This window comes from Comamonas piscis, from assembly GCF_014109725.1.
In the GTDB taxonomy this organism is placed as follows: domain Bacteria; phylum Pseudomonadota; class Gammaproteobacteria; order Burkholderiales; family Burkholderiaceae_C; genus Comamonas; species Comamonas piscis.
Window position 1 is genome coordinate 625,447 of the sequence record NZ_CP058554.1, and the last position, 15,921, is coordinate 641,367.

At 63.4% G+C, this 15,921-nt stretch carries 16 protein-coding genes; 13 read left to right on the forward strand and 3 right to left on the reverse strand.

Translation table 11 applies throughout. From position 1 onward, the window contains the following. Positions 1–68 precede the first annotated feature (68 nt). From gmd to HS961_RS02875, 3 genes are read left to right on the forward strand one after another with little or no spacing between them, the layout of a single operon-like run. On the forward strand, positions 69–1,103 hold the full coding sequence (gene gmd, locus HS961_RS02865) for a GDP-mannose 4,6-dehydratase (protein ID WP_182326288.1): 1,035 nt from the start codon (positions 69–71) through the stop codon (positions 1,101–1,103). Beyond that, entirely contained in the window at positions 1,103–2,050 is a 948-nt protein-coding gene (locus HS961_RS02870) for an NAD-dependent epimerase/dehydratase family protein (RefSeq protein WP_238347758.1), read from the forward strand. Before gmd ends, HS961_RS02870 begins: the two co-directional genes overlap by 1 nt. 8 nt (positions 2,051–2,058) lie before the next feature. Then, positions 2,059–3,255, forward strand: a complete 1,197-nt coding sequence (locus HS961_RS02875; RefSeq protein ID WP_182326289.1) for a glycosyltransferase family 4 protein — start codon at positions 2,059–2,061, stop codon at positions 3,253–3,255. A gap of 33 nt (positions 3,256–3,288) precedes the next feature. On the opposite strand, the gene zigA is transcribed toward HS961_RS02875, so the two are convergent. Continuing rightward, positions 3,289–4,530 (reverse strand): zinc metallochaperone GTPase ZigA, encoded by a 1,242-nt coding sequence (zigA, locus tag HS961_RS02880; RefSeq protein WP_182326290.1) that lies wholly within the window; start codon positions 4,528–4,530, stop codon positions 3,289–3,291. 175 nt (positions 4,531–4,705) lie between these two features. Here zigA and HS961_RS02885 point away from each other — a divergent pair, with 175 nt between their 5' ends. The 8 genes from HS961_RS02885 (at position 4,706) to HS961_RS02915 (ending at position 10,013) form a co-directional block, all read left to right on the forward strand. Further along, entirely contained in the window at positions 4,706–4,960 is a 255-nt protein-coding gene (locus tag HS961_RS02885) for a hypothetical protein (RefSeq protein ID WP_182326291.1), read from the forward strand. A 27-nt stretch (positions 4,961–4,987) separates the two neighbouring features. Beyond that, a complete protein-coding gene (locus HS961_RS02890) occupies positions 4,988–5,416 on the forward strand; it encodes a Fur family transcriptional regulator (protein ID WP_182326292.1) in 429 nt (142 codons plus the stop codon). A 202-nt stretch (positions 5,417–5,618) separates the two neighbouring features. Next, complete coding sequence (locus HS961_RS23690) at positions 5,619–5,747, forward strand: hypothetical protein (RefSeq protein ID WP_272956286.1); 129 nt, start codon at positions 5,619–5,621, stop codon at positions 5,745–5,747. Further along, positions 5,747–6,478, forward strand: coding sequence for a metal ABC transporter ATP-binding protein (locus HS961_RS02895; RefSeq protein WP_182326293.1), 732 nt, complete (start codon positions 5,747–5,749; stop codon positions 6,476–6,478). The genes HS961_RS23690 and HS961_RS02895 overlap by 1 nt, the downstream gene beginning before the upstream one ends. Continuing rightward, on the forward strand, positions 6,475–7,368 hold the full coding sequence (locus HS961_RS02900) for a metal ABC transporter permease (protein WP_182326294.1): 894 nt from the start codon (positions 6,475–6,477) through the stop codon (positions 7,366–7,368). Before HS961_RS02895 ends, HS961_RS02900 begins: the two co-directional genes overlap by 4 nt. Beyond that, positions 7,365–8,345, forward strand: a complete 981-nt coding sequence (locus tag HS961_RS02905; protein ID WP_182326295.1) for a metal ABC transporter solute-binding protein, Zn/Mn family — start codon at positions 7,365–7,367, stop codon at positions 8,343–8,345. Before HS961_RS02900 ends, HS961_RS02905 begins: the two co-directional genes overlap by 4 nt. 544 nt (positions 8,346–8,889) lie before the next feature. Further along, the gene (locus HS961_RS23695; RefSeq protein WP_182326296.1) at positions 8,890–9,450 is read left to right on the forward strand and encodes a type IV pilin protein; all 561 of its coding nucleotides are present in this window, start codon (positions 8,890–8,892) and stop codon (positions 9,448–9,450) included. Next, on the forward strand, positions 9,447–10,013 hold the full coding sequence (locus HS961_RS02915) for a hypothetical protein (RefSeq protein ID WP_182326297.1): 567 nt from the start codon (positions 9,447–9,449) through the stop codon (positions 10,011–10,013). The genes HS961_RS23695 and HS961_RS02915 overlap by 4 nt, the downstream gene beginning before the upstream one ends. Positions 10,014–10,106: 93 nt before the next feature. Here the strand turns inward: HS961_RS02915 and HS961_RS02920 are convergent, their stop codons facing one another. Both HS961_RS02920 and HS961_RS02925 read right to left on the reverse strand, forming a co-directional pair. Then, positions 10,107–12,155, reverse strand: a complete 2,049-nt coding sequence (locus HS961_RS02920; RefSeq protein ID WP_238347759.1) for a sensor histidine kinase — start codon at positions 12,153–12,155, stop codon at positions 10,107–10,109. After that, positions 12,152–12,862: a response regulator transcription factor gene (locus tag HS961_RS02925; protein WP_182326298.1), complete on the reverse strand. Its 711-nt coding sequence runs from the start codon at positions 12,860–12,862 to the stop codon at positions 12,152–12,154. The genes HS961_RS02920 and HS961_RS02925 overlap by 4 nt, the downstream gene beginning before the upstream one ends. 502 nt (positions 12,863–13,364) lie before the next feature. Here HS961_RS02925 and lldP point away from each other — a divergent pair. Together lldP and lldR are read left to right on the forward strand one after the other, a co-directional pair. After that, positions 13,365–15,047 carry an L-lactate permease gene (gene lldP / locus HS961_RS02930; RefSeq protein WP_182326299.1) on the forward strand — a complete coding sequence of 561 codons (1,683 nt, stop codon included), beginning with the start codon at positions 13,365–13,367 and terminating at the stop codon, positions 15,045–15,047. Between the two features lie 65 nt (positions 15,048–15,112). Then, a complete protein-coding gene (lldR, locus tag HS961_RS02935; RefSeq protein ID WP_182326300.1) occupies positions 15,113–15,889 on the forward strand; it encodes a transcriptional regulator LldR in 777 nt (258 codons plus the stop codon). Positions 15,890–15,921 lie beyond the last annotated feature (32 nt).

Here is a 15,921-nt window from a genome sequence, read left to right on the forward strand (position 1 = left end):
GTTTTCTGCCCTAGCGATGGCTTTCCAACAGGCCGCGAAGGCGCCATAGATTCAACGAGAACAAGCTCATGAAAAAAGCCATCATTACCGGCATTACCGGCCAAGACGGGGCCTACCTAGCCGAGCTGCTGCTCTCCAAGGGCTACACCGTGTACGCCACTTTCCGACGCACCAGCTCGGTCAACTTCTGGCGCATAGAAGAACTGGGCATCCAGAACCACCCGAACTTGCATCTCGTCGAGTACGACTTGACCGATCTGTCTTCCAGCATCCGCCTGCTGCAAAGCACAGAAGCCACCGAGGTGTACAACCTGGCCGCGCAGAGCTTTGTCGGTGTGTCGTTCGAGCAACCGGTGACGACTGCGGAGATCACTGGCTTGGGTGCCGTGAACCTGCTCGAAGCGATTCGCATCGTCAACCCCAAGGTGCGCTTCTACCAGGCCAGCACCTCGGAGATGTTTGGCAAGGTGCAGGCGGTGCCGCAGAAGGAAGACACCCCCTTCTACCCGCGCAGCCCCTATGGCGTGGCCAAGCTGTATGCGCACTGGATGACGGTGAACTACCGTGAGAGCTATGGCATCTTTGGCGCCAGCGGCATTTTGTTCAACCACGAAAGCCCGCTGCGCGGTCGCGAGTTCGTGACGCGCAAGATCACCGACAGCGTGGCCAAGATCAAGCTGGGCAAGCTCGATGTGATGGAGCTGGGCAATATTGATGCCAAGCGCGACTGGGGTTTTGCCAAGGAATATGTGGAAGGCATGTGGCGCATGCTGCAGGCCGATGAGCCTGACACTTTTGTGCTGGCCACCAACCGCACCGAGACCGTTCGCGACTTTGTACGCATGGCGTTTAAGGGCGCTGGTGTCGATGTTGATTTCCAAGGCAAGGCGGAGGCAGAGACCGCTGTTGATACCGCCACCGGCAAGACGGTGATGCGGGTCAATCCCAAGTTCTACCGCCCTGCCGAGGTGGAGTTGCTGATTGGTGACCCGGCCAAGGCCAAGGCCAAGTTGGGCTGGGCGCCGCAGACCTCGCTGGAGCAGCTGTGCCAGATGATGGTCGAGGCCGATATGCGCCGCAACCAAGCCGGGTTCTCGTTCTGATGAACGCCGCCGCCAATGCCATGGGTGCAGCAGGCCAAAAGCGGGTGCTGCTGACGGGTGCGCAAGGCTTTACCGGCCAGCACCTGGTGCCGTTGCTGCGCGCTGCGGGCTGGGATGTCTGGTCGCTGGATCGCTCCACCCCTAATGGCGCTGGGCTGATTCCAGCAGCGCAATGCCTGCAGGCGGATTTGCTCAATGAGGCAGCGCTGCAAAGCGCCGTTCAGCAGATCAGCCCGCAGGCGGTGGTGCATTTGGCGGCGATTGCCTTTGTGGGCCATGGCTCGGCGGACGACTTTTACCGGGTCAATGTGGTGGGTACCCGGCATTTGCTGCAGGCGTTGAGCACGCTGCCTGTGAAGCCGCAGTGTGTGCTGCTGGCCAGCAGTGCCAACATCTACGGCAACAGCCATGAAGGCGCCTTGCCAGAGGGCACCACCGCCAACCCCGCCAACGACTACGCGGTGAGCAAACTGGCCATGGAGTATATGGCGCGGCTTTGGCTGCCACAGCTGCCAGTGGTGCTGGTGCGGCCGTTCAACTACACGGGCCTGGGCCAGTCGCCGCAGTTTTTGATTCCCAAGATCGTGGACCATGCACTGCGAAAGGCGGACGTGATCGAGCTGGGCAATCTGGATGTGGACCGAGATTTTTCTGATGTGCGCGATGTGGCTGCTGCCTACGTGCGCTTGCTGGATAGCGCCGCGCAGGGCTCCGTGGCCGGTGGCGTGTTCAATGTCGGCTCGGGCCGCACCTGGTCGCTGCGCGATGTATTGGCACAGGTGCAGCAGATCAGCGGGCATGCGATGGAGGTGCGGGTGAACCCCGCCTTTGTACGCGCCAATGAAGTGCGCATCCTGTGCGCTGACACCACGGCGCTGGAGCAGGCGATTGGTGAATGGCGCAGCCACCAGCTGGAAGACACCCTGCGCTGGATGCTGCAGGCTTGAAGGACGTTATGGGTTTGGACATCATCCTGGGCGCCGATGCGCTGCATGCGCCGTTGACGGGCATTGGGCGCTACAGCTTCGAACTGGCCAGCCAGCTGCGCCAGCATCCCGATGTGGACCGTTTACGTTACTTCTCGCACGGCCATTGGGTGGCAGATCCGTTGGCGGCGCTGGGTGGACAGAGTTCAAGCCCCACCGCCCCGGTGCCTGGTGCGCAAAGCACTCCCAATACCGCGCCAACCCTGTTCACGCGTCTGCGAAGTACCTTGTCGGCCAACCGTACAGCAGTGCGGGTCTACCAATCGTTGATGCCTGCCATTTCGCGTTGGCGGGTCCGCGCAGAAGGCCAGGCCATCTTCCACTCTCCCAATTACCTGGTGCCGCCTTTTCCGGGCCGCACGGTCAACACCGTGCATGACCTCTCGCATGTGTTCTACCCAGAGTTCCACCCGCAGGCGCGGGTGGAGTTCATGAACCTGGCGTTTGGCAGCAGCCTCAAGCACACTGACCATGTCATCACCGATACGGAAACGGTGCGCCAGGAATTTATCCAGCACTTTGGCTGGTCGGCGGACAGGGTCAGCGCCATTGGCCTGGGCATGGATGCCGCCTACCACCCGCGCAGCGATGCGGAACTGGCGCCGGTACTGGCCAAGCATGGGCTGCAGCCATGCGGCTATGCGCTGTATGTGGGCACCATTGAGCCGCGTAAAAATATCAGCCGTTTGCTGCAGGCCTATGCGCAGTTGGACCCGGCTTTGCGCAAGGCCTGCCCTCTCGTGCTGGCAGGTGGCAAGGGCTGGAAATCCGAAGACGTACACCGCCGCATGGAGCAAGCCGCCAACGAAGGCTGGCTGCACTACCTGTCCTATGTCGACCAGGCCGACCTGCCCATGCTCTATGCGGGCGCGCGCCTGTTTGCCTACCCCTCGCTCTACGAAGGCTTTGGGCTGCCGATCGTGGAGGCTATGGCCAGCGGTACCCCCGTGCTGACCTCTGATACCTCCTGCATGCCAGAAGTGGCCGGTGGCGCTGCCGCGCTGGTCAACCCGCTCGATGTGGACGACATTCTGCGGGGCCTGCAAAGCCATCTGGGTGATGACGCCTGGCTACGCGATGCCAGCGCCAAGGGCTTGGCCCGTGCCGCCACCTACTCCTGGCAGCGTTGCACGGCGGAGACCCTGGCGGTTTACAAAGCGCTGTGAGCTGGCAAAGGTCTGAGTCCTGGTTAGGCCTCGTTAGCCCTTGCTGTCGGGCCAATCCACAAAGGAATGGCTCCACCCCGTCCACACCGCGGGCCCCGGCGCCATCTCCGCATCGCTGAGCAGGCAACTGTCCAACTGCGCGCGCAGCGCTGCCTCATCCATCCCCATGCCGATCAACACCAGCTCCTGCCGGGCATCCCCTACGCGGTCGTCCCAGGCTTTGCGGATCAAGGCCAGCGCCTCCGCATCCTGCGGCCAGCGCTCTTCCGGCACAGCGGCCCACCAGTAACCCGCAGCGCTATGGCGCGCCACCGCACCGGCTTGTGACCACTGGCCTGCCAACGTGGGGTGGCTGGCCAGCCAGAAAAAGCCTTTGGAGCGCACAACGCCCGGCCATTCCTGGTTGATCAGCGCGAAAAAGCGCTGGGGGTGGAAAGGGCGGCGCGCGCGGTAGACAAAGCTGCCAATGCCATAGGCTTCCGTTTCGGGCTGGTGGCTGCCGCGCAGCTCCTGCAGCCAGCCGGGCGCCTGGGAGGCCTGCTCAAAATCAAACAGACCCGTTTGCAGCACCTTGTGCAGGGGCACCTGGCCAAACTCGGCCAGCTCAATGCGGGCGCGGCGGTTCAGGCCGCGCAAGATGGCGATGAGCTGCTCGCGCTCTTCGTTGGATACCAAGTCGGCCTTGTTGAGGACGATCACATCGCAGAACTCGACCTGCTCGACCAGCAGATCCACGACGGTGCGCTGGTCCTCATCGCCCAGCGATTGGCCACGCGCCTGCAAGTGGTCGCGCGAGCTGTAGTCGCGCAAAAAGTTGAAGGCATCGACCACCGTCACCATCGTGTCCAGCTGCGCCACATCGCCCAGGCTGCGGCCGTCTTCGCCGGCAAAGGTAAAGGTCTCTGCCACGGGCAGAGGCTCGGAGATGCCGGTGGACTCGATGACCAGCTGGTCAAAGCGGCCTTCGCTGGCCAGGCGGGCGACTTCCACCAGCAAATCCTCGCGCAGGGTGCAGCAGATGCAGCCATTGCTCATCTCCACCAGCTTCTCATCGGTGCGCGATAGCTCGGCCCCGCCCTGGCGCACCAGGGCCGCATCGATATTGACCTCGGACATGTCATTGACGATGACCGCCACGCGCCGGCCTTCGCGGTTGTTGAGGATGTAATTCAGCAGGGTTGTTTTACCGGCGCCCAGAAACCCCGAGAGCACGGTGACCGGGAGTTTGGGTGGGCGTGTGGTTGCCAGTGGATTGGAGAGGGCGGTGGAAGTCATCGTGGAATAGCTGGGTTGGCGCTGGCTGGGGTGGCTTGCTGCATGCAGGGCCCGCGCTGGGTGGTGCCTTTGTTGGTGATGCAATATGTTATAACATAACAAATCGAAGCTGACTTTTCTCAAGCGTTCAGCGGGAACCGGGGGATGGCGGCTATCAGATGTGGAAAGGACAACGATGATTCCCAGAACCTACGCGCAGTGGCGGCACTGCATCACCGTCGAATGCGGCATCCCCTTGAGCGCCGACTTCATCGCGCTGCGCCTCGCGGTATGGCGCAATCCGGAGCTGGAGGAAACCCAGCGCTTCAGGCGCCTCTACGGCGATGCGCATTGGCAGGCGGTGCAGCGCTGGTTTGTGCAAGCCGCGCAAGAGCAGGAGGGCGCCCCTGCGGTGTCCCCGCTGGCCGTGTCCGCACAGCAGAACGGCTAAACTCTGGCCTCTGCCTTTGTTGTCACCATGTCCACAGTCGCCAAAACGCCCCCGCCCGAGTTGACCAAGCACCAAGCCCTGGTGCTGCAAGCGTTGGCGCGCGAGGCCAATCCAGCCAGCGCCTATGCCCTGCTCGACAAGTTGCGTGACGAAGGTGTGCGTGCGCCGCAGCAGGTCTACCGCGCGCTGGACAAGCTGATCGAGTACGGCCTGGTGCACCGGGTGGAGAGCCTCAACTCCTTTGTGGCCTGCGCCCATACGCATGCCGAAGGCCATGACCATGGCCTGGTGGTGTTCGCCATCTGCGATAGCTGCGGCCAGGTGGATGAGTTTTTGGAGCCTGCGGTAGAGCGGCGCCTGAAGACCTGGTCCAAGGCCAATGGCTTTCGCCCCAGCAGCACCCATGTCGAGATGCATGGCACCTGCGGCCGCTGCACTGCTGCACCGGCTGCCTGAGCGCGTCTAACCGCCGCTCTTTCCCCTCTCCGCTTCCGCTAATTCCTTCCCGTCCTTGCCTGGCCGTTTGTGCCGGGCTGGCTGCGTTTGCGCTTTGTTGTTTTCATTTGATGTTATAACATCACATTTTGAAATGCAGCAGTTGCGTGCTTTGTGCCACCAGGCGGATCTGGGTACGGCGGCAACTGTGAACGGGCGAGCTATGGGATCAACACAAACAACCAGGCGCCGCAGTGCCTTGCAGGCATCGGCGCTGGCGCGTTGCCTGCTGGCGCTGGGCTTGAGCGCGCTGCTCTGGGGCGTAGTGCTATGGGCGGTGCAGCAGCCATGATGCAGTCGGTTTCCCCTCTGACGGCGGCAGTGCATGGCGTGGACTTTGAACTCTCCAACCTCGGCCTGGGCTATGGCGGCAAGCTGGCGCTGCGGGGTGTCAGCGGGCAGTTTGCGGCGGGCTCGATGACGGCCGTTGTCGGCCCCAATGGCGGGGGCAAATCGACCTTGCTCAAAGGTCTGCTGGGGTTGCTCAAGCCCATGCAGGGGACGGTGCGCTGCCGCTATCCCCGCGCCGCGCTGGGCTACCTGGCACAGGCTTGCGAGGTGGAACGAGATTTTCCCATCAGCGTGGAAGACTTTGTCAGCCTGGGCCTCTGGGCGCAGACGGGCGCGCTGGGTGCCGTCAGCGATGCGCAGCGCGTGCAGATCAGCACTGCATTAGCGACAGTGGGCTTGCAGGGCTGGCAGCCGCGCTGGATTGCCGAGCTCTCGGGCGGGCAGTTCCAGCGCATGCGCTTTGCCCGGCTCTGGGTGCAGAACCCGCCGGTGATCTTGCTGGATGAGCCCTTTACCGGTGTCGATGAGCCCTCCATCGATGTGCTGCTGCAGCTGTTGCAGCAGTGGCATGTGCGGGGCCGCACCGTGCTGGCCGTGCTGCATGACCGCGAGATGGTGGAAGCGTTTTTTCCGCAGGCCTTGGCGCTGGCGGGCACGCAGCTGGGCTGGGGGGATACCGCTGATGTGCTGCCGAGCCTGGCTGCACGCGCAGGTGCCAGGAGGCGCGCATGATCGACGAGCTGTTGTGGCAGCCCTTTGTGGACTACGGCTTTATGCGCCGCGCGCTGGCCGGCTGCCTGGCCTTGAGCGCTGGTGCCGCGCCCTTGGGCACCATCTTGCTGTTGCGCCGCATGAGCCTGGTGGGCGATGCCATGTCGCATGCCATCTTGCCGGGCGCGGCCATGGGCTATTTGCTGTTTGGCCTGTCTCTACCGGCGATGACGATCGGTGGCCTGGCCGCGGGCCTGATCGTGGCCCTGCTCTCGGGCGTGGTGACCCGCTACACCGCCCTGCGCGAGGACGCGAGCTTTGCCGGCTTCTACCTGATCTCGCTGGCGCTGGGCGTGTTGCTGATCTCGCTGCGCGGCTCCAATGTGGATCTGCTGCATGTGTTGTTTGGCTCGGTGCTGGCGCTGGACGATCCCACCCTTTATCTGACCGCCACCATCGCCAGCCTGTCGATGCTGGGCCTGGCATTGATGTACCGGCCCTTGCTGATGGAATGCCTGGACCCCGGCTTTTTGCGGCTGCAGGGGCGCATGGGCAGCATCAGCCATGGGGTTTTCATGCTTTTGCTGGTGCTCAATTTGGTAGGGGGATTTCATTCGCTGGGCACCTTGATGGCGGTGGCCCTGGTGGTGCTGCCCGCCGCCAGTGCGCGGTTCTGGCTGCGCGGCGTGGGCCTGCAGATGGCGCTGTCCACCGGTATCGCGATGGCCGGCAGCGTGCTGGGCCTGCTGCTGTCCTTCCACGCGGGCATTGCGGCATCGGCCGCCATCACCTTGAGCCTGGGCAGCTTGTACCTGCTGTCCTTGTGCCTGGGCCGGCTGGGCAGCGTGTGGGCGCAGCGCCAGGCACCAGCCAACGATTCTGTGACTGAACCAATGGGAGTATCCGAATGAGCAACTTTTCCCTGAACCGCCGCGCGCTGCTGGGGCTGGCGCTGAGCAGCGCTCTGCCTGTCAGCACCGTCTGGGCTGCGGGCCAGCCGCTGCCCGTGGTGGCCAGCTTTTCGATCTTGCAGGATCTCACCCGCCAGGTCGGTGGTGATCTCGTCAGCGTCTCTGCGCTGGTCGGCCCTGACGGCGACGCCCATGTGTTTGAGCCCACGCCGCAGCAGGCGCGCCAGCTGCAGCAGGCCAGGGTATTGGTGGCCAATGGTCTCGATTTTGAGAGCTGGTTGCCGCGCCTCAAAAAGGCCGCAGGCTTTAAAGGCCAGGAGATCGTCGCATCGCAGGGCATTGCGGTGCGCGCCTTGCCCAAAGGGCAAGGCCATGACCACGGGCACGTCCATGGCGCTGGCGCTGAAAAGCACGACCATGACCATGGGCACGGCCACAACCATGGCCCCAATGACCCCCACGCCTGGCAGGATGTGAAAAACGCCATCGTCTATGTGCGCAATATCGCCAAGGGCCTGGCCACGGCAGACCCGGCCAACGCGTCCCAGTACGACCAGCAGGCCACGCAGTACATCGCCCGCTTGACGGCGCTGGACACGAGCCTGCGCCAGCGCTTTGCCGCCGTGCCCGCAGCGCGCCGCACCGTCGTCAGCACCCACGATGCCTTTGGCTACTTTGCCCAGGCCTATGGCCTGCATTTTGTGCCGGTGCGCGGCCTGTCGACCGAGTCCGAGCCCTCGGCGCGCGACATGGCAGCGCTGGTCAAGCAGGTGCGTGAAGAGCGCATTGGCGCCATCTTCCTGGAAAACATCTCCGACCCGCGCCTGCTGGAACAGCTGTCGCGCGAGACGGGCGCTGCCATCGGTGGGCGCCTCTACTCCGATGCGCTGTCGCCTGCAGGTGGACCGGCTGCCACCTATATCGATATGGTGGAGACCAACGCCAGCACCTTGCTCAAGGCCTTGCAGGCCGGTTGATCGGCGACTGGCTTACCGGCCGCTTCCGCTGTCTGCGCGGCAGCGGCGGCCATGCATGCTGGATTGTCGACCAGATGCATATTTGCAACGGCATCGGGCGGGGGTGGCCCGGTGCCGTCCAACGTCGGTGGCTGAGCGCCGCCGGCTCCTGACTTTTCTGCGCTGAGCACCCCGCTCCCCATGCACACAGCGGTACCCGATACTGCTGAATTCCCCTGATTTTCTAGATCCTCTGCTATCAAATTGTTTTTTGATGGCAGTCTTTCGCGTACCCGCTCGGCCCTCGATTTGCGCCGCAGCGGCCTCGGCGCAGACGCGGGCATCAAGATGCGTTATGACTATTGATATCATTCATTGATTAGTAAATAGCTCGACATCACTTATGATGCGACGCTGTTAGAAATGATATGAATTTCTAAAAATCAATAAATTAAATCGATGATTCGATCGCCGATGCTGGCGTCTACCGCCGCCGCGCGATCTTGTCATCCTAGGTTTGGAGCATCGCCGCTGTGTTTCAAGGCGATGAGGGAGGGGTGTCAACATGGTTTTTATTCAGGAAATCCGTCTGCGGCGGGCGCGCCAGCCTGTGGGCGGTAGCGCCTGTCGTCGGCTCAAGGCGGCCCAGGGCTTTACGCTCATCGAGGTCATGATCGTGGTCGCCATCGTGGGCATTCTGTCCGCGATTGCCTTGCCCAGCTACAGCGAGTACATCAAGCGCGGCCAGATCGTCGAGGGCATCACACCCTTGGCCGATATGGGCGCCAAGATGGAGCAGTTCTACCAGGACAACCGGACCTACGTTGCTGCCTGCCAAAGCAAGATAGCCGCAGAGCCTGCCGAAACGTCCCGCTTCAAGTACATCTGTGACGGACACATGTCTCGCTACACGGTAAAGGCCGAAGGCAAAGGATCCATGTCCGGCTTCGCGTTTGTACTGACCCACGAAGGTGCCCGCAACACAGCCAGCACGCCGCCAGGCTGGACGGCAGGATCAGGCTGCTGGTCCAGCCCATCACCACCCGGATCGAGCTGGTGCAGGGCGGCACGCAGCTGCCGCGTATTCTGGTTGCGACCGGGCGGTTGTTGGGCTTGGCTGATATGAGCGATGACAAGCAGCAGTCGGTCTATGGCTTTGATGACAAGGCCAGTGGCTATGACATGAGCGGGCCTGCGTTCCGCGCTGACCTGAAAGCCTCTGAGCTGAAAAACATCAGCCAGCCGGACGGCACGCTGGCGCGTGAGCTGCGCTGCACCAGCGCCGACCCGGCCGTCTGCAATGACCGCCGCCAAGGCTGGTATGTCGACCTGCCCGATGCCGGTGAGCGGGTCAATATCAACCTGCGCCTGGCGGGCAGCACCTTGGTGGTCGCCAGCAATGTGCCATCGGATGAGCCCTGCGTCGCAGGCGGCCATGGCTGGCTCAACTACCTCAACTTCGAGACAGGCCTGGCGGTGGTCGATGGCCCCAATGGCGGCCCGGCTGGGGTACAGGTGCCCGATACGCTTATCGTCGGCAATGCGCTGACCGCCAACCAAAACGGCGATGTCACCAGCCACGTCAGCCCCGGCAGTGTGCAGGATGAGCCGATTGACATCGCCATTCCGGTGGCAGCGCCCCGGCCGCAGGGCCGGCGCATTGGCTGGCGCGAGGCGGTGACAAACTAAGCGCTGGACCTCAACACAAAGGCCACCCGGGACATCTGTCTGGGTGGCCTTTCTTCTTGCGCAGAAACGCTGCGGGTTTCTGCAGCCAGATGCTCAGCGGGCCTCGGCCCCGGGAGCCGCCGCAGGCAGCCCCGTACCCAGCTGCAGCACCGCCGTCACCATCGTCCCTGCAGGGCTCGATTGCACACTGAAGCTGGCGCCCAGGCGCTCGGCGCGGGCGGCCATGCTGCGCATGCCCACCGATTGGCCGGCGCGCTGCACCGCCTGCACATCAAAGCCCACGCCATCGTCCTCGACCCGCACCAGCAGCTGGTTGGGTTTGGGCTGTGCGTATTCCACCCGCACCTTGCTGGCATGGCTGTGCTTGATGACGTTGGACAGCGCCTCTTCCACCAGCCGGGTCAGCAGCAGGCACTGCAGCGCATTGGGGCGCTTGCCTTCCTCGACCGTGCCCTGCCACTGCGCGGCAATACTCCAGTGGGTCTGCACGCCAATCTCATCCAAGATGCGGGTGATGCGGTGGCGCAGCGGTGCGGCCCATTGCACGGGGGTGTCGGGCACCGAGGCACCGGCACTGGAGCCGTAGTCAATCAGCTGGTTGAGGTCATCGCGCATGCTTTTGAGCAAGGACAGCACGCGCGCGCTGCTGATAGTGTCCGGTGCCTGCTCCACCAGCGCCATGCTGCGCACCAGCGCACCGCCCAGGCCGTCGTGCAGGTCATGGGCCAGGGCCATGCGCTCTTGCAGCTTGGCGTTTTCCAGCGCTTGCAGATGTTCGCGTTGCAGCGCCAGGGCCAGCTCGCTGCGTGCCGATTCCACCCCCACCTTGAGCTCGCGGTTAAAGCGCCGCACCTCGTGCATCTGCCGCACCAGCTGGCCACCCAAGAGCAGCATCAGCAGGCCAATCACCAGCACGCCGCTGAGTGCGGCCCAGTCGCGTGCCACCTGCCAGCGGTCCAGCACCGAGTAGAGGTTGTTCAGCGCCACCAGGGTAAGCAGCAACCAGATGCAGGCGAGCAGGATATGCGCCAGATTGCGCGGCCGATTGCGCGGAAACCAGGCATGGAGCTGGAACTGCAGGCCATTGACCAAAAACACCGCCGTCGCGCCCTGCCACACCAGGCTGAAGCCCTGGCGCGCATGCTCGGCCGGCACCAGGCAGGTGGCAGCCGCGCCGATAAAGGCCAGCAGCCACAAGAAACGCTCCACCCAGGGTAGCTTTTGCGCCCCAAAGCGGAAGGTGAAAATGCAGACGCTCAGCACATAGCCCAGCAAGGCAATCAGGCTGAAGCGGCCCCGGGTCAGCGAGTCGGGCCAGGGCCATTGGGTATCGGCCAGGTAGGTGCTGAGGTAGAGCATCCAGCACAAGGCCATCAGCGCAAACCAACCATAGGTGCGGGCCTTGCGCTGCAGCAGCCAAATGCTGAAAAACAGCACGCCGGCCATCGCACACAGCACGGCATTGACAAAGTAGACCGTGCGCTGGCGCCATTCCTTGGCCTCCTGCATCTGCGCCACCGCCTGGGGCGTGCCCAGCCGCAACTGGCCCATGCCGGGGCTCAATGCCCGGGGGCCCACCGCATAGACCCAGACCGTATTGGTACCCGGCTGCAGCATCGACTCGGGCAGCAACCACCAGCGTGGCACATTCCAGCTGCGCGACAGCGGCTCGACCAGCGAGGCATCGCTCCAGAGCAAATCGCGGTTCACATAGACGGCACCGGCCACGCTGATGCCGTCGATGCCCAGCGCGACGGGCGCTGGCGCTGGCATTGGCGCTGTGGCCAAGGCGGAGGCAGAGACGGCATCGGCGGCAGGCGGGCTGCTGCTGCAGGCACGCTGCCAAAGAATGCGGTACCAGACGGCGCCATCATGCTCCGGCCAGCGGCTGGTCCATACATCGGGGAGCGTGACCGGCTGCCAGCCTTGTTCCGGGGCCGGCAGGGTGGCGTTGCCCTCGGGGGCGCGAACGGCATCCACCTGCAGGATCTGCGCCGGGCAGCGGTCCGCATCTGCGGAAGTGGGTGGCGCAGCCTGAGCCATCGCGGGCCCCGCCAGCAGCAGCCACAGCAAGGACAGCAGCACCAGCAACTGCGCCCCGGCTTGCTGCAGCCGGGGCAGGGGGCTCCAGCGCCCGCTCACTCAATCATTCCCCGTGCGCGTGCTTCGCGCACCGCCATCATGCGTGAGGAGACGGCCAGCTTGCGATAAATGCGTTTGACATGGCTCTCCACGGTGTGGTGGGACAGATGCACTTCATTGGCAATCTCGCGGTTGCTCATGCCATCGGCCACCAGACGCAAAATCTCGGCCTCGCGGGGTGTCAGGCCCACATCCGGCTCGCCGCCGATGGCTGCGGTTGCCGCACCATCGGCCGCCTTGGGCGCGCGCAAGGGCAGCAACTGCAAAATGCGCCGGGCAATAAAGGGGTCGATCGGTGCACCGCCGCGCAAAACACTGCGGATGGATAGCATCACCTCAAAATCATCGCGCTGCTTGAGCACATAGCCGGTGGCCCCGGCGCGCAAGGCGCTCAGGATCAGCTCCTCCGAGCTCCAGGCCGACACCACCAGAATGCCCAGGCCCGGGTCCTCGGCCCGCAGCTCTTCTATCAACGACTGGCCATTGCCATCGGGGAGCCGCAAATCCACTAAGGCCAGCCCCACCGGCTGCTCGGCCACCACCGCCCGCGCGGCAGCCAGGGTATCCGCAAAGATCAGGGCATCGTCCTCATAGCCCAGTTGCTGCAAGATCTGGCGCAAGCGTTCCTGCAGCAGGGGCTCGTCCTCCACCACCAGCACGGGGACGGGCAAAAGGGCATCTTCAGCGAGCAAGGAGGGTTCGAGCATGGGCAATCACAGAAACGCGGGGGCGGACCCCCGCGATGGTAGGCGAGTGGGCGAAAAATGCTATCCCTGAAACTGGGGAATTTCCCCGCCTGTGCGGTTGGTCGATGGCAGGTAAGTGGTCACTGCCCAGCCAGCAAGCCGGGGCAGCGCAACCAGCAATCCCCATTTTGTTTTTGCCGAAGTGATAGTTATGAGTGATTTAAATTGGTATTACCAATATAGCAATTAGGCTATTAGATTGTTAAATTAAGGGTTTACCCGGGCAATAAAATCCGCAGTTTCCCCAATAATCGCCCAACTTTGCCGCAGGTTGGCGATTTCATGGTTTATTGGTAATACCAATTTAGACCAGCGGCCCAACCAATGGCATAGCGTACAAGCCATTCACCTGGCATGTCTCGAAGCAGGGCAGCCCCAAGCAGCCTGCTGCGCGATGTCACTCGGTGAACAGCCCAAGAACAAGGGGCGCCACGCGCCCGTCCAATCACTTCGAGACATCGCCATGCAAACTCTCTGGCAGCAAAATTACGACCCGGCGGGCAACATCTGGGTCTCCGCCCTGGTAGCGCTGATCCCCATCGTTTTCTTCTTTTTGGCACTGACCAAGCTGCGGCTCAAGGGCTACCAGGCGGGGACCGTCACGGTGGTGTTGTCACTGGCGGTGGCGTTGTTGTTCTACCGCATGCCCGTCAGCGCGGCGCTGGCCTCGGCCGTCTATGGCTTCTTCTACGGCTTGTGGCCGATTGCCTGGATCATTGTGGCTGCCGTGTTTCTGTACAAGATCTCCGTCAAAACGGGGCAGTTCGATGTGATCCGCTCGTCCATCCTGTCGGTTACCCCGGACCAGCGGCTGCAGCTCATCCTGGTGGGCTTTTGCTTCGGGGCTTTTTTGGAAGGCGCGGCAGGTTTTGGCGCACCGGTTGCCATCACGGCGGCCTTGCTCGTCGGCCTGGGCTTTAAGCCGCTGTATGCCGCAGGTCTGTGCCTGATTGCCAATACCGCGCCGGTCGCCTTTGGCGCGATGGGCATTCCGATCATCGTCGCTGGCCAGGTGTCGGGCGTCGATGCGTTTGCGATTGGCCAGATGGCTGGCCGCCAGCTGCCCTTTATGACCGTGCTCGTGTTGTTCTGGCTGATGGCCATCATGGATGGCTGGCGGGGTGTGAAGGAGACCTGGCCTGCCGTCCTGGTCGGTGGCGGTTCGTTTGCGATTGTGCAGTTCCTCACCGCCAACTACATTGGCCCGGAGCTGCCCGATATCACCTCGGCCATCGTGTCCTTGATTGCGCTCACCTTGTTCCTCAAGGTCTGGCAGCCCAAACGCATCTTCCGCTTTACGCCAGAGCCCGGTGAGCAGGGTGCCGCAGCCGTGCCTGTAGCACCGGTGTCGTCGGGCGCGCCACTGACGGCCATGGCCGTCATCAAGGCCTGGTCGCCCTTCATCATCCTGACCGCCATGGTCACGGTCTGGAGCATCAAGCCCTTCAAGGCGCTGTTTGCGGCGGGAGGCCCGCTGGCGGCTACCGTCATCAATATTCCGGTGCCGTTCTTGCATAACCTGGTCGAGAAGACGCCGCCCGTCGTGGCCGCTGCTGCGCCTTATGGCGCCGTCTACACCTTCAACTGGCTGCTGGCCACGGGCACCGCCATCCTGATTGCGGCGCTGATCACCATTGCCTTTACCCGCCTGTCACCGTCCAAAGCGGTCGCTACCTTGGGCGAGACCTTCAAAGAGCTTGCGGTACCGATCTACTCCATCGGCATGGTGCTGGCCTTTGCCTTTGTTGCCAACTACTCGGGCCTGTCGGCCACCCTGGCGCTGGCGTTGGCGCATACCGGCCATGCCTTTACCTTCTTCTCGCCTTTCCTGGGCTGGATTGGCGTGTTCCTAACGGGGTCGGACACTTCTGCCAACGCGCTGTTTGCCGCGCTGCAGGCCACCACCGCGCAGCAGCTGGGCCTCCCCCAGGTGCTGACCGTGGCAGCCAACACCACCGGCGGCGTTACGGGCAAGATGATCTCGCCCCAGTCCATCGCCATTGCCTGCGCCGCGGTGGGGCTGTCCGGGCGCGAATCTGATCTGTTCCGCTTCACGGTGAAGCACAGCCTGATCTTTGCCGTCATCATCGGTTTGATTACTACGCTGCAGGCTTATGTGTTTCCGTGGATGATTCCAGGTCATTGAGCGTCGCTGCGCCATCGCCATCGTTGGGGCCGCGACCACCACACAGAAAACCTGAAAGCTCCCCCATGCGCCTTGCTGACCATGTTGTCGAAAAACTGCTTGCCCTGGTGCAGGCCCGTGGGCTGCAGCCGGGCCAGCGCCTGCCCGCAGAGCGGCAACTGGCGCTGGATCTGGGGGTGTCGCGCACGTCAGTGCGCGAGGCGCTGCAAAAGCTCATCAGCCAAGGGGTGCTGTCGGCCCGGCGCGGCGATGGCACCTATGTGCAGACAGTGCCATCGGCCGATTGGCTGCAGGAGGCCATGGCGCCACTGGCGGGGCTGATCGAATCGGACCCCAACTACCGCTACGACGTACTGGAAACCCGCCATGCGCTGGAGAGCAGCACCGCCTGGCTGGCTGCGCAGCGCGCCACCGCGCAAGACAAGGAGCGCATCCAGCGCTGCTTTGAGGTGATGATTGACCACCAGCAAAGCGGCCATGCCGAGCTGGCCGCGCGGGCCGATGCGCAGTTCCACCTGGCGATTGCCGAGGCCTCGCACAACCTGGTGTTGGTGCAGGTCATGCAAAGCCTGTTCACCGTGGTGCTCTCTACCGTGGAGCGCAACCGCCACGACATGTTCCGCCTGAGCGCCCCTGTTACCCTGCAGCAGCTCACGGTGCAGCACCAAAGCCTCATGCAGGCGATTCTGGAGGGTGACCCGCAGCGCGCCCGCGCCTGCATTGGCGAGCACCTGGAGCATGTGCGCCACACCATCCAGCAGATGGACGAAGAGCGCGCCCGCCGCGAGCGGTCGATGCGCCTGCTGGCCGAGCTAATGCCCAGCCCGCCGGCTGCGCCATGATCTGCATTGCGCCAGACGACAGCCGAGACAAC

Coding starts and splice junctions, on each gene's coding strand:
- lldR (WP_182326300.1), top strand. CDS start 15,113: ATGCGCCTTGCTGACCATGTTGTCGAAAAACTGCTTGCCCTGGTGCAG.
- HS961_RS02895 (WP_182326293.1), top strand. CDS start 5,747: ATGCAGTCGGTTTCCCCTCTGACGGCGGCAGTGCATGGCGTGGACTTT.
- HS961_RS02900 (WP_182326294.1), top strand. CDS start 6,475: ATGATCGACGAGCTGTTGTGGCAGCCCTTTGTGGACTACGGCTTTATG.
- HS961_RS23690 (WP_272956286.1), top strand. CDS start 5,619: ATGGGATCAACACAAACAACCAGGCGCCGCAGTGCCTTGCAGGCATCG.
- HS961_RS23695 (WP_182326296.1), top strand. CDS start 8,890: ATGGTTTTTATTCAGGAAATCCGTCTGCGGCGGGCGCGCCAGCCTGTG.
- HS961_RS02890 (WP_182326292.1), top strand. CDS start 4,988: ATGTCCACAGTCGCCAAAACGCCCCCGCCCGAGTTGACCAAGCACCAA.
- HS961_RS02875 (WP_182326289.1), top strand. CDS start 2,059: ATGGGTTTGGACATCATCCTGGGCGCCGATGCGCTGCATGCGCCGTTG.
- HS961_RS02915 (WP_182326297.1), top strand. CDS start 9,447: ATGAGCGATGACAAGCAGCAGTCGGTCTATGGCTTTGATGACAAGGCC.
- lldP (WP_182326299.1), top strand. CDS start 13,365: ATGCAAACTCTCTGGCAGCAAAATTACGACCCGGCGGGCAACATCTGG.
- HS961_RS02905 (WP_182326295.1), top strand. CDS start 7,365: ATGAGCAACTTTTCCCTGAACCGCCGCGCGCTGCTGGGGCTGGCGCTG.
- HS961_RS02925 (WP_182326298.1), bottom strand. CDS start 12,862: ATGCTCGAACCCTCCTTGCTCGCTGAAGATGCCCTTTTGCCCGTCCCC.
- zigA (WP_182326290.1), bottom strand. CDS start 4,530: ATGACTTCCACCGCCCTCTCCAATCCACTGGCAACCACACGCCCACCC.
- HS961_RS02870 (WP_238347758.1), top strand. CDS start 1,103: ATGAACGCCGCCGCCAATGCCATGGGTGCAGCAGGCCAAAAGCGGGTG.
- gmd (WP_182326288.1), top strand. CDS start 69: ATGAAAAAAGCCATCATTACCGGCATTACCGGCCAAGACGGGGCCTAC.
- HS961_RS02885 (WP_182326291.1), top strand. CDS start 4,706: ATGATTCCCAGAACCTACGCGCAGTGGCGGCACTGCATCACCGTCGAA.